The following is a 12763-nucleotide window of genomic DNA, read 5'->3' on the forward strand; positions in this document are numbered from 1 at the left end:
GAATTTGTCGCGTCAGTCCTCTAGTAATGGACCTATGACAGTGATCCTGAGATCCCTTGAAACCGCTGTACCCGACACGATCATGGTGCAGCCCGAGGTCCGCGACGTCTTCGCAGCCCAGCCCGGCCTCACCCGGCTGGGACAGCGCCTCGTCGGGGCCGCCTTCGACTCATCGGGGATCGAGACCCGGTACACCGCGGTCAGGGAGCTCACGCTGGAGGAGACGTTCGAGGACCCGGTGTTCTTCGACCGGGAGGAGCTCCGCATCCTCAGCCCCAGCACCAAGACCCGCAACGAGGTCTACGCGACAGAGGGGACCAGACTCTTCGTCGAGGCCGCACGGAAGGCGCTCGACGCCGCCACCGGGATCGAAGCGTCGGACGTCACCCACGTGGTGACCGTCTCCTGCACCGGGTTCTTCGCACCGGGGCCGGACTACAAGGTGGTCCGCGCCCTCGACCTGAAGCCGTCCGTCCAGCGCTACCACCTCGGCTTCATGGGGTGCTACGCGGCCTTTCCTGCCCTCCGATCCGCCAAGGCCTTCTGCGAGGCGGATCCCGAGGCCGTGGTGCTGGTGATCTCCGCGGAACTGTGCTCACTGCATGTGCGGTCCTCCAACAACCCCGACACCATCGTGGGCTCCTCCCTCTTCGCGGACGGCGCGGCGGCCGCCATCATCTCCGCACGGGACCTCCCGCTCGACGGTCCGGCGCTCACCCTCGACCACTTCGAGACGGTCCTCACGCCCGTCGGAGAGGAATCGATGGCCTGGAACATCGGCGACGAGGGCTTCGAGATGGTGCTCGGCACCTATGTGCCGCACATCATCGACGAGCACATCGTCGGAGCCCTCGAGCCACTGCTGGCGCGCGATGCCTCGCTGCAGGGGCTCGACTACGCGGAGATCGAGCACTGGGCCATCCACCCCGGCGGCCGCAGCATCCTCGACAAGGTGGAGGCGAAGCTCGGCCTGTCGAAGCAGCAGCTCGTCCCCGCGCGCGAGACCCTGCGTGACTACGGCAACATGAGCAGCGCCACGGTGATGTTCGTCCTGAAGAACATCCTCGAGAAGCCTGCCTCGGACGGCAACAACCGCATCTGCTCCATGGCCTTCGGTCCGGGACTCACCGTCGAGACGGCCCTCCTCACGAGGATCGGCGCAACCCGCTCCGACGCGGGGACGGGCGCCGTGGTCGACGGCGCTTCGGTGGGCCTCGCACCCGACGACGCGGACGTCCCCGCCGACCTGGAACCGATCCTCACCCAAGCGGGCGCATGAACCGTCGCGGCTTCCTCGCGGAGCGGGACCCGCACGCCATCGAGGAGATGGACCGGCCCGACTGCGATCCGGCCATTCTCGATCGGACCTACGCGCAGTTCGGTGTCGTCAACGCGGCCGTCTCCGGCTGGCGCCGCACGTACACGCAGGTGCTGCGACCCGCCTTCGCGACGGAGCGGCCGAACACCCTGCTCGACATCGGCTCCGGCGGAGGTGACGTCCCCCGGGCGCTGGCGCGCTGGGCTGCGCTCGACGGCATCCCCCTCGAGGTGACCGCCATCGATCCCGACGCGCGTGCGCACGCCTATGCGACGTCGAGGCCGCCGATCCGCGGACTGTCCTTCCGCCGGGCCCTCAGCGACGAACTCGTCGCCGAGGGCGCTGTCTTCGACGCCGTCGTCTCCAACCACGTGCTGCACCACCTCGATCCGGCGCAGTTCCGGGGCCTGATCGACGACACCGAGCAGCTGGCGCGGCGCGTGGCCATCCACAGCGACATCGCCCGGCATCCCGTGGGCTACGCCCTCTTCTCGGTGGGCACGCTCCCGCTGCCAGGCTCCTACATCCGGCAGGACGGGCTCACCTCCATCCGCCGGAGCTACACGCCGGAGGAGCTGCGCGCGGCCGTCGCGGACCGGCCGGCCTGGACCGTGCGGACCGCCGCCCCCTTCATCAACCGGCTCGTCCTCGACCGTCGTGCCACGACCCCCGGGGTGCGGCATGCATGACGTGATCGTCGTCGGAGGCGGACCGGTCGGTCTCTACACGGCGCTGCTACTCCGGCAGACAGGGCTCGACGCCGTCGTCCTCGAACGGCGCGCGGACCGCAGCAGCCACTCCCGCGCCATCGGCATCCATCCTCCCGCCCTCCGCGCCCTCGCTGCCGGCGGGATCGCCGAGGAGTTGCGGACACGGGGCGTGCTCATCCGGGACGGGGTGGCCAGGAGTGCCGGTCGCCATGTCGGGACCGTCTCCTTCTCGACCCTGCCCGGCGAGGAGAAGTACGTGCTGGCCGTCCCGCAGGCCGTCACGGAGGAGATCCTCGAGCGCAGGCTCCAGGAGGAGTTCCCCGGTACCGTGCGACGCGGCGTCGCCGTGCTCTCCTCGCGGGACCACGGCGACCACGTGCGCACGGTCGTCCGCAGCCAGGGCGAGGACATCGTGCTCGAGGCAAGAATCATCGTCGCTGCGGACGGGGCGCGCAGCTCCGTCCGGGACGGCGCAGGCATCCGCGCGCCCTCCCGCCGCTACCCCGACTGCTATGTGATGGGGGACTTCCTCGACGGGACGGACGACGGCCACGACGCCGTGCTGTACCTCGAGACGGGAGGGATCGTCGAGTCCTTCCCCCTGCCCGGAGGCATCCGGCGCTGGGTGGTGCGCCTCGGGTCGCCGGTGGATCGTCCCACGGCGGAGCATCTGACGGCCCTGATCCGCGACCGGACGGGTGTGGCCGTCGACGCGACGACCCATTCGATGCTGAGCGCCTTCGAGGTGCAGTCCCGGCTGGCCGAGCGCTTCGTCGCGGGCCGCACGGTCCTGGTCGGAGATGCCGCACACGAGGTCTCCCCCATCGGCGGGCAGGGCATGAATCTCGGCTGGCTCGACGCGGTGCGGCTCGTCCCGATCATCGCGGCGTCGCTGAGGGACGGGGACGACGTCGGCGCGCGGCTCGCGGAGTACGAGAAGGAGCGCCGCGCCCAGGCCGCGCTCGCCCGACGGAAGGCACACCTCAACATGGCCCTCGGGCGTCCGCTGCCCAGGCCTCTCCTGCGCCCCCGGAATGCGGTCCTCGCCGCCCTCATCCGGAACGACGCCGTGCACACGGGCGTGGCGCGCGCCTTCACCATGCAGTAGGCGCCCGTGCGGCCGGAGGCATCACCGGCTGCCAGACGGCGAAACCCCCGCCACCAGCGACGAGCCCACCACGGGGTGGACGTCCAGGTGCGGGGGTTTCCGGTGTCCGGGACTACTTCTTCAGCAGGCCCTTCTTGACGTTCGTGGGGCGCTGCATCTCGCCCTGCTTCGCACCCATCACCACGACGATGCCGCTGATCAGGGGCAGCAGCCACTGGGTGGTCTTGAGCTGCGACTGGGCCTTGGCCAGTTCGTCACTGGCACCGGGACGGGGCTCGGTCGCGCCCTCACCGCCCTGCTCGGACAGTTCACCGACCTTCTTGCCGAGCATGCCGGAGTAGAGCGAGAGTGCCATGCCGGCGAGCGTGACGATCGACTTCCAGACCGTGTTGGATCCGACCGAGTCCTGCGACGCGACGCGGCCCTTGTTGCCGAGGATCAGGCCGATGCCGCCGACGGCGTGCACGGCGAACGCGGCGACCTGCACCGGGGTCCACTTGGCCCAGCCGAGGGCGGAGAGGCGCGTGCGCTCCTTGGGGTCCTTCGCCTTGCCCGTTGCACCGTTGAGTCCGACGGCGCCCATCAGGGTCCCGCCGAACCAGGCTGCGGCACCGAGATCGTGGGCGGATCGTGCCAAAAGGTTTCCTGCCATGATGTGAAGCTCCTTCGGTGTTGGTTCGACCTACCCTCTACATTTATCAGCATGCTTAGGAATAAGCTATCGGAAGCTCCCGAATAACGGCGGGGTGTGATCATTCTCCCGGAACTGCTACGGAAGGCGGACTGCTGATGGCTGACGACGCGAATGACCTGGACGAGATCTGGCCGCAGTGGAAGGACGCGGTGAACATGAGCGCCTCGCAGCTGACGACCTGGCTGGACACCGAGGAGTCCCAGGCGGTCGGCTACAAGGAATCGGGCGCCGTCGAATCGGTGGGGCACAAGTCCGGCAAGCGCATCATCGACATCCTGAACACGAAGCGCGACGACCTCACGACGGACGATGTCGAACACATGCACAAGGTGGTCGGCTACGTGCACCGGCATCTCGCGCAGGAGCCGTCCAAGGAGGACATCGAGTCCTCCAAGTGGCGCTACTCGCTGATGAACTGGGGCCACGATCCCCTGACGTGAGACACACGAGGGGGCTCCGCCGAAGCGGAGCCCCCTCGCGTGTGGCGGCCGGCTACTTCTTCGACAGCGCGCTTTCCTTGTGCGCGGCCTGCTTGCCGGACTTCGAGCTCTCCACCGTGTAGTAGGGCTCGTCCTTCGACGCCTTAAACTTCTGGTCGTCGAAGGTGAATTCCTCGTCGTGCTTCTCCACGACCTTGCCCTCGGTCTCGCCCTGCGACGTGTTCCAGGTGACCTTGTCGCCCTTGCTGAATGTCATAGCGTTCCTTCCTCGGAGCCGTGGTTCGAGCAGTGCCTCCGACACTGCCACCACCCGGCGGAAAAGGGAAGCCTACTGATCAAGATGCGTGGGTGCGAACAGCCGCATGAGCGTCTCCACGACCACGACGTTCGGCCCCTCGCCTGCGAGACTCGCGCGCAGCGCCTCGCCGATCCCCTCCGGACCCACTCGTCGCGCAGGCACCCCGAAGGACTCGGCGAGCGCCACGAAGTCCGGCCGCGCGAGTTCGGTGGCCGTCGCCTTGCCGAAGGCCCCCTCCATGTACTCGCGGAGGATCCCGTAGCCGCCGTCGTCGACGATCAGCCAGGTGACCGGGATGTCGTGCTGCCGCGCGGTGGCGAGTTCCGCGATGGAGTACATGGCGGACCCGTCACCGGAGACCGCGAGGACGCGGGCGGGCAGGCCACGGGACTCCAGCCCCACGGCACCGCCGATCGCGCCGGGGAAGCCGAAGCCGAGACCGCCGGCACCCTGGGCCGAGTGGAACTGACCCTCACGCGCGTCCCAGCAGCTCCAGGCCCAGTACGCGGAGATGGTCATGTCCCAGAAGGTCTGCATCCCTGCAGGGACGGCCTCGCGGAGATCCCGCATGAAGGCGAGCTCCTTGCCGAGGTCCTGGCCCTCGAGCCGTGCGGCGACCCGGGCGAGGGTATCGGCCACCAGCGCGACGGCGTCGTACCCGGGCTCCCGGTCCCTGGGCAGCGGCTCGAGCGCCTCGTCGAGGGCCGCGAGCGCCTGCCCGGCGTCCGCCCTGATCCCGAGTGCCGGCCGGTTGGACTCCAGCACGCGGGGCTCGGCATCGATCTGGATGATGCGCCCGCGCGGCTCCAGGGTGAAGTAGTTCGACGTCACCTCGCCCAGGGACGATCCGACCACCAGGAGGACGTCCGCGTCCTCGAGCACCTCGGTCACGTGGCGGTCCTCGACCCACGACTGCAGGGACAGCTCGTGCGTCCAGGGGAACGCGCCGTTGCCGCCGGGCGAGCACACCACGGGGGCGCCGAGCTTCTCGGCGATGGACAGCAGCCAGGACTCCGCCCTGCCACGGCGCGCGCCGCCGCCCGCGACGATGGCCGGGCGCCTGGATTCCCTGAGCCACGTCAGGGCCTCGCGGGTGAGCTCGATGCGCGGCGGGTTGTCGAACGGTTCCGCGAGCGCGTCCTCCACCCGTGGCACCATCACGGGGTCCAGCAGCACGTTCTGGGGGACCTCGATCCAGACGGGCCCCTGGGGGGAGGACACGGCCTCGGTCCAGGCGTCCTGGATCGCCGAGGGGATACCGGAGGCGTGCTGGATCAGCCGCTGGCTCTTGGTGACGTTCGCGGCGGACGCCTTCTGGTCGTCGAGCTGGTGCAGCATGCCCTTCCGTCGGGCCCCGAGACCCTCGAGGGGGATCTGGCTGGCGACGACGACCATCGGCACGCCGGTCGCGTAGGCCTCCTGCAGGCCCGCCAGCGAGGTGAGGGCGCCGGGTCCGGTCGAGAGGAAGAGGACACCGACGTCGCCCGTGGCCCGGGAGAAGCCGTCGGCCGCGAACGCCGAGTTGTTCTCGACGCGCGAGGAGACGAACCGGAGGTCGGAGCGCGAGAGGGCGTCGAAGAGCCCCAGCGCGTGCTGTCCTGGAATGCCGAAGACCGTCGTGGCGCCGAGGGCGGACAGGGTCTCGACGACGAGGTCCCCGCCGTTCCGCTGGCCGGTGAGGCGGGTGGGAGGCGCGGAGGCGGCGCCGTCGGTGATCTCCATCAGTGGTCCTCGGCAATCGGCGCGGGCGTGGCGGGGGTCAGGGTGTCGGCCATGAGGGTGACGAGATCGTAGGCGACATGGGATGCGGCGACACCGGTGAGTTCGGCGTGGTCGTAGGCAGGGGCCACCTCGACGACGTCGGCGCCCACGAGGTTCAGCCCGCGGAGCCCGCGCAGGATCTCGAGGAGTTCCCGCGACGTGATGCCGCCGGCCTCGGGGGTGCCCGTACCCGGCGCGTGCGCGGGATCGAGGACGTCGATGTCCACGGACACGTAGAGCGGGCGGTTCCCGATGCGCTGGCGCAGCTGGTCGACGATCTCGTCGACGCCCTTCCGGTAGACGTCCGAGGAGGTCACGATCCCGAAGCCGAAGCGCCGGTCGTCCTCGAGGTCGCGGACCCCGTAGAGCGGCCCGCGGGTGCCGACGTGCGAGATGGCCTCGGTGTCGAGGATGCCCTCCTCGACCGCCCGGCGGAACGGTGTACCGTGCGTGTACTCCGCCCCGAAGTAGGTGTCCCAGGTGTCCAGGTGGGCGTCGAAGTGCAGCATGGCCACGGGCGAACCCGCGCGCTCCGCGGCAGCCCTGAGGAGCGGCAGGGCGATGGTGTGGTCGCCGCCCAGCGTGACCAGACGGGCGCCGTCGGCGGTGAGGTCCAGCGCGTTCTGCTGCACGGTCTCGATGGCCTCGCCGATGTTGAACGGGTTCACGGCCATGTCACCGGCATCGGCGACCTGCACGCGCTCGAAGGGCGAGACGTCGAGGGCGGGGTTGTAGGGCCGCAGGAGGCGCGAGGCCTCGCGGATGTGGTTGCCGCCGAAGCGGGCGCCGGGCCGGTACGAGACACCGGAGTCGAAGGGGACGCCGACGACGGCGATGTCCGCCCGGTCCACCTGGTCGAGCCGGGGCAGGCGGGCGAAGGTCGCCGCTCCCGCGTACCGGGGGATGCGGGAGGAGTCGATGGGTCCGAGCCGACCGCCTCCCGTGACGCGCAGTTCTTCCACAGTGTCCGTCCCATCCGGGCCCGCACCCGGCGGAGTTGCCCAATATGCATCAAAGGTTTTGCATAAGGCTATTGCTGGGCGGCACCGGCGGTCAAGGTATGCGGTCCGGATCGGGGCACGCATCCGCTCCCGGTGCGGTCAGCCGTTGTAGGTCAGGCTGGTGAACATCCCGCGGAGCCCGGCGTACTCCTCCGTGCCCAGCCAGGCCTCGGCGTCCGCGGGGGTGGGGAAGCGATCGGTGCCGAACGTGGCGGTGAAGACGACGAGCCCGTTCTCCCCCAACGGGAGCAGACCGAGCGGCACGCCGTAGAGCCCGTCCTCGGGGACGGGGCCGAGATGGTACCGCGCGAGGTACACCCGTTCCCCGGTGACGGGATCCTTGTAGTGGTCGAACACGTAGCTCACCGGAAGCTCGACCTTGTCGACCTGCGCCGACAGCGCGGGGAGCTCCTCGGCGTCGAGCGGCACGTGTCCGGGACTGGGAAGGGCGGCACCATCACCCGGCACTCCGCCCGCGAAGACGGCCATCTCCCGGCCCTCGCCATCCAGGATGCTGTAGGCGGTCCTGCTGAGCGGGACGCCGTAGTCGGGGGCGGTGCTCGGCTCGAGGGGCGTGGTGGTCCAGCCCGCCGGCAGCATGAAGGAATACAGTCCGTCCGACGTCGTGAACAGCGATGACGACGGGTCGGCCAGGGAGAGCCCGACCTCGGGCGCCGCCGTGGCGGAGGCAGCCCCGGTCCCGCCGGCCGCAGGGAGGGTCGGCGAGGACGACGCGGACGGCCCCGGCGACGCGGACGAGGTCGCGGAGGGGGTGGACGAGGTCGCCGAGGAGGTGGTCGCCGTCGCCGAGGAGGTGGTCGCCGTCGCCGAGGAGGTGGTCGCCGTCGCCGTCGTCCCCGGACCTGCTTCGGTGGCGGGCGCCGCGCACCCTGCGAGTCCGAGCGCTGCGGCTAGCGCGAGAGTGAGCAGGCTGGTGTTCTTCATGGTTGTCGTCCCCCGTGAGTCGCGCTCTGCGGACCCACGAGCGGCAGTCCGTCGATTCCACACCAAGGCCCGCTCCGGCGGCTCGATGCTCCTCCCGGTCCCGGCCCGGCACCAGTTCAATGACGATCCTGGTGCGGCCCCGAACTGCCACCGGGGGGACGGGGCGACGCACCGCACGACCGCTCCCGGACCCACCCGTTAAGGATCCATCAAGACGCCCCGATGAGCGCCCGCACGGGCCTACCGTGATGCAGTGAGCTCATCCGTACACCTCCAGACTCCCGCCCGCACCCGCGATCAGGGCCGGAAGAACCTCGAGCGCTGGCTCCTCAACGAGTCGAGCCAGCCCACCGCGCACCAACCCGAGACGGAGCGCACGCAGCCCTGGTGGAAGGTGATGTGCCTGACCGGCGTCGACTACTTCTCGACCCTCGGGTACCAGCCGGCCATCGCGGCAGCTGCCGCCGGCGTCCTCTCTCCCCTGGCCACCCTGATCCTCGTGGCCGTGACCCTGTTCGGCGCCCTGCCCGTGTACAAGCGCGTCGCCTCGGAGAGCCCCCGCGGGGAGGGGTCGATCGCGATGCTCGAGAAGCTGCTGCCGAAGTGGCGCGGCAAGATCTTCGTGCTCGTGCTGCTCGGCTTCGCGGCGACGAGCTTCCTCATCACCATGACGCTCTCGGCGGCCGATGCCAGCGCCCACCTGGTCGAGAACCCGTTCGCCCCCTCATGGCTGCACGGCCAGGAGATCCTCATCACCGTGATCTTCCTCGTGCTGCTCTCGGCGGTCTTCCTCCGCGGCTTCCGCGAGGCCATCGGTATCGCCGTGGCGATCGTCGCGGTGTTCCTCGTCCTCAACCTGGTGGTCGTGGTCGTCTCGGTCGGGCAGATCATGGCGCAGGACGGCCTCGTGACCGACTGGTGGACGGCGCTCACCACCCAGCACGGCAACCCGCTGGTGATGGTCGGCCTGGCCGTCCTCATCTTCCCGCGGCTCGCCCTCGGCCTCTCGGGCTTCGAGACGGGAGTGGTCGTCATGCCCCAGATCGACGGCAGGCCCGGCGACACGGAGGAGGACCCGGCCGGTCGGATCGCCGGCGCACACAAGCTCCTCACATCCGCGGCGCTCATCATGAGCGGCTTCCTCATCGCGTCGAGCTTCGTCACGACCCTGCTCATCCCGGCCGCGGCGTTCGAGGAGGGCGGTCCGGCGAACGGCAGGGCCCTGGCCTATCTCGCGCACCTGTACCTCGGCGACGGCTTCGGCACCGTCTACGACATCTCGACGATCAGCATCCTCTGGTTCGCGGGCGCCTCCGCCATGACCGGCCTGCTGAACCTCGTCCCGCGCTACCTGCCGCGCTACGGGATGGCACCGGCCTGGGCTAAGGCCGTCCGCCCCCTCGTCCTGGTCATCACGCTCATCGCGATCATCGTCACGTTCTTCTTCCGGGCCGACGTCGAGGCGCAGGGCGGCGCGTACGCCACCGGCGTCCTGGCCCTCATCACCTCGGCCTCCGTGGCCGTGACGCTGTCCGCCCACCGCAAGCACCAGCGCGGCCTGACCCTCGGGTTCGGCATCGCCACCGTGGTCTTCGTCCTGACGACGGCGGTGAACATGATCGAGCGGCCCGACGGCCTGAAGATCGCCCTGTTCTTCATCCTCGGGATCATCGTGATCTCGTTCGTCTCCCGGTCACGCCGCGCCTTCGAGCTGCGGGCCACGAGCATCAGGATGGACGAGGCCGCGCTCTCGTTCGTGAGTGCACAGGACGACGGCGACATCCTCCTGATCGCCCACGAGCCGAAGCGGCTGAGCAGCGCGGCATACCGGCACAAGCTCCAGCACGCCTGCGCCGTATCGCACTTCCCGGTGGCGTCCAGGCCCCTGTTCATCGAGGTGACCGTCGACGACTCCTCCGACTTCGAGACCGAGCTGCGGGTGCGCGGCGTCGTCCGCCATGGCTACCGCATCCTGGAGGTGCACAGCTCGAACGTGCCCAACACGATCGCCGCCGTCATGCTGCACATCCGCGACGTCACCGGCCTCATGCCGCACGTCTACTTCCGCTGGACGGAGGGCGATCCCGTGGCGAACCTCTTCAAGTTCCTCTTCACGGGCGAGGGCGAGATCGCCCCGGTGACCCGGGAGGTACTGCGCGGCGCCGAGCCGGATGTCACCAAGCGGCCCTGGGTGCATGTCGGCTGAGGCCGCTACGAGCCGGACGCCGCCGGCACGAGGGTCCAGAGCACCACGGCCTCGGTGTCGCCGGGATTGAGCCAGGAGTGCGGTTCGCGGCCGGGGAACGTCACGGTGTCGCCCGCCTCGAGCTCATACCGCTCATTGGGGAAGATGAGGACGAACCGCCCCGAGACCACGTGCAGGGTCTCCACCTCGCAGTCCACCGAGTAGAGCTCGTCCTCGCCCCGACCACGGGGTTCGACGACGGCCCGGATCATCTGCAACCGCCGCTCCGACCGCGCAGTCATGAGGCGCTCGTTGATGCCCTGGCCGCCGAGGCTGATACGCGGGGCGTCGTCGAGCCTGGTCAGGTGCGTCTCCGGCACCAGGAACAGGTCCCCGATCGAGATGGACAGCACCTGGCAGAGGGTCACGAGGGAGGCGACCGAGGGCGAGGTCAGATCCCGCTCCACGCGGCTGAGGAATCCCTTGGTGAGGCCGGTGGCGTCCGCGACCTGCTCGATCGTCATCCGCTGCCCCTGCCGCGCGGCCCTGATGCGGGATCCGATGGCGACGGGAGCGTTGGTGGGCTCGACGGGCAGCGCCTTCATGCGGGTCCTCTCCTCGGGGCGATCGAGCATAGCCGTTACACGGCGCTCATCGTGGTGTCACACGGCCCTGCGACGATTGACGCGTGACTCGCGCCACGAGTAGCTTACTGGGCATCATCGGTTGCCCAGCAGGCATCCCGCCCGGTCGATCGTCGAAGGACTCCCATGCAAGCACTCAACATCGCCATCGTGGTCGCCTACCTCGTCGCCATGCTCGGATTCGGCTGGTGGGGGAAGTCCCGGACGCGTGATGCCAGCGACTACCTCGTGGCGGGCCGCCGCCTCGGTCCCCTGCTCTACACCGGCACCATGGCCGCCGTCGTCCTGGGTGGAGCCTCGACGGTCGGGGGCGTAGGCCTCGGCTACCAGTACGGCATCTCCGGCATGTGGCTGGTCGTGGCGATCGGCACCGGCGTGCTGCTGCTCAGCCTCCTCTTCGCCCCCACCATCCAGAAGCTGAAGATCTACACGGTCTCGCAGATGCTCACCCTGCGCTACGGCCACCGTGCCACGCGCGTCTCGGGGATCGTCATGCTCGCCTACACCCTGATGCTCTGCGCCACGTCCACCGGCGCCTACGCCACCATCTTCGTGGTCCTCTTCGGCTGGGACCGCGCGCTGTCCATCGCCGTCGGCGGAGCCATCGTGCTGATCTACTCCACGATCGGCGGGATGTGGTCCATCACGCTCGCGGACATGGCGCAGTTCGTCATCAAGACCATCGGCGTCTTCGCCCTCATGCTGCCCTTCTCCCTCGCCGCCGCCGGTGGATTCGACGGCATCCGCGACCGGGCGGGGGCGGAGTTCTTCAGCATCACCGGGATCGGCGCGCAGAGCATCATCACCTACTTCGTGGTCTACACGCTCGGCCTGCTGATCGGCCAGGACATCTGGCAGCGCGTGTTCACGTCGAGGACACCGGTGGTCGCCCGCTGGGGCGGCTCGGCCGCGGGCGTGTACTGCATCCTCTACGGCGTCGCGGGCGCCGTCATCGGCATGAGTGCGAGCGTCATCCTCCCTGCGATCGAGTCGCGCGACGACGTCTACGCGGACGTCGCCCTCAACGTCCTGCCGATCGGCGTGGGCGGGCTGGTGCTCGCCGCGGCGGTCGCCGCGATGATGTCGACGGCGTCGGGAGCCCTGATTGCCGCGGCGACCGTCGCGCGCACCGACGTCGTGCCGTTCGTCGCCGGGTGGTTCGGCAGGGGCGCGACGGACCACGACGTCACCGGGGCCACCGGGGAGGGTACGACGGCGGAGCACGACGTCGCCTCGAGCCGCTGGTGGGTCCTCGGGCTGGGGATCGTCACGATCGCCCTCGCCGTGGTGGTGCAGGACGTCGTCGCCGCACTGACCATCGCCTACGACATCCTCGTGGGCGGGCTGCTCGTCGCGATCCTCGGCGGACTCGTGTGGCGCCGGGGCAACGGTATCGGCGCGGGAGCGTCGATGGCGGCGGGAACCCTCGTCACCCTCGGGGTGATGACCTATCTGGAGATCACGGCGGAGGTCCGGTACGACGGCATCTACTCGAACTACCCGATCTACTACGGGCTCGGCGCCTCGCTCCTCGTGTACGCGGTGGTGTCCCTCGCGACCCGGCCGACGGACCCCCACGTGATGGGGGCCTGGGACCGGCGCGTGGCCGGCGAGGTGCCGGAGGACGCCCCCGTGCCGGTCCGTTGACCTCGCCGCCTG

The 12763-nt window shown here is 69.7% G+C and carries 12 protein-coding genes; 6 read left to right on the forward strand and 6 right to left on the reverse strand.

What is annotated here, in order from left to right:
• Positions 1-4: 4 nt before the first annotated feature.
• Genes ACTIMO_RS13995 through ACTIMO_RS14005 form a run of 3 tightly spaced genes read left to right on the forward strand, consistent with a single transcriptional unit; the run spans position 5 to position 3136 of the window.
• A complete protein-coding gene (locus tag ACTIMO_RS13995; protein ID WP_448182836.1) occupies positions 5-1279 on the forward strand; it encodes a type III polyketide synthase in 1275 nt (424 codons plus the stop codon).
• On the forward strand, positions 1276-2007 hold the full coding sequence (locus ACTIMO_RS14000) for a class I SAM-dependent methyltransferase (protein WP_448182784.1): 732 nt from the start codon (positions 1276-1278) through the stop codon (positions 2005-2007). The genes ACTIMO_RS13995 and ACTIMO_RS14000 overlap by 4 nt, the downstream gene beginning before the upstream one ends.
• Complete coding sequence (locus tag ACTIMO_RS14005) at positions 2000-3136, forward strand: FAD-dependent oxidoreductase (protein ID WP_448182785.1); 1137 nt, start codon at positions 2000-2002, stop codon at positions 3134-3136. The genes ACTIMO_RS14000 and ACTIMO_RS14005 overlap by 8 nt, the downstream gene beginning before the upstream one ends.
• A gap of 112 nt (positions 3137-3248) precedes the next feature.
• Here ACTIMO_RS14005 and ACTIMO_RS14010 read toward each other — a convergent pair whose 3' ends face one another.
• Positions 3249-3788, reverse strand: coding sequence for a hypothetical protein (locus ACTIMO_RS14010; RefSeq protein WP_055769579.1), 540 nt, complete (start codon positions 3786-3788; stop codon positions 3249-3251).
• Positions 3789-3925: 137 nt separating this feature from the next.
• Between ACTIMO_RS14010 and ACTIMO_RS14015 the strand changes: the two genes are divergently transcribed.
• Entirely contained in the window at positions 3926-4270 is a 345-nt protein-coding gene (locus tag ACTIMO_RS14015; RefSeq protein WP_055769577.1) for a DUF3140 domain-containing protein, read from the forward strand.
• 52 nt (positions 4271-4322) lie between these two features.
• Here ACTIMO_RS14015 and ACTIMO_RS14020 read toward each other — a convergent pair whose 3' ends face one another.
• The 4 genes from ACTIMO_RS14020 to ACTIMO_RS14035 all read right to left on the reverse strand — a co-directional run bounded on the left by ACTIMO_RS14020 (position 4323) and on the right by ACTIMO_RS14035 (position 8275).
• Positions 4323-4526, reverse strand: a complete 204-nt coding sequence (locus ACTIMO_RS14020) for a hypervirulence associated TUDOR domain-containing protein (protein WP_422391264.1) — start codon at positions 4524-4526, stop codon at positions 4323-4325.
• Between the two features lie 72 nt (positions 4527-4598).
• On the reverse strand, positions 4599-6290 hold the full coding sequence (locus ACTIMO_RS14025) for a thiamine pyrophosphate-binding protein (protein WP_448182786.1): 1692 nt from the start codon (positions 6288-6290) through the stop codon (positions 4599-4601).
• On the reverse strand, positions 6290-7291 hold the full coding sequence (gene speB / locus ACTIMO_RS14030) for an agmatinase (RefSeq protein ID WP_448182787.1): 1002 nt from the start codon (positions 7289-7291) through the stop codon (positions 6290-6292). The genes ACTIMO_RS14025 and speB overlap by 1 nt, the downstream gene beginning before the upstream one ends.
• A gap of 138 nt (positions 7292-7429) precedes the next feature.
• Complete coding sequence (locus ACTIMO_RS14035; RefSeq protein ID WP_448182788.1) at positions 7430-8275, reverse strand: hypothetical protein; 846 nt, start codon at positions 8273-8275, stop codon at positions 7430-7432.
• Positions 8276-8672: 397 nt separating this feature from the next.
• Between ACTIMO_RS14035 and ACTIMO_RS14040 the strand changes: the two genes are divergently transcribed.
• Positions 8673-10481 (forward strand): APC family permease, encoded by a 1809-nt coding sequence (locus tag ACTIMO_RS14040; protein ID WP_055770672.1) that lies wholly within the window; start codon positions 8673-8675, stop codon positions 10479-10481.
• 5 nt (positions 10482-10486) lie between these two features.
• On the opposite strand, the gene ACTIMO_RS14045 is transcribed toward ACTIMO_RS14040, so the two are convergent.
• Positions 10487-11065 carry a cupin domain-containing protein gene (locus ACTIMO_RS14045; protein ID WP_152816845.1) on the reverse strand — a complete coding sequence of 193 codons (579 nt, stop codon included), beginning with the start codon at positions 11063-11065 and terminating at the stop codon, positions 10487-10489.
• 165 nt (positions 11066-11230) lie between these two features.
• On the opposite strand from ACTIMO_RS14045, the gene ACTIMO_RS14050 reads away from it, so the two are divergent.
• The gene (locus ACTIMO_RS14050; protein ID WP_448182789.1) at positions 11231-12751 is read left to right on the forward strand and encodes a sodium:solute symporter; all 1521 of its coding nucleotides are present in this window, start codon (positions 11231-11233) and stop codon (positions 12749-12751) included.
• Positions 12752-12763 lie beyond the last annotated feature (12 nt).

It is taken from the genome of Arthrobacter sp. CP30, from assembly GCF_053470025.1.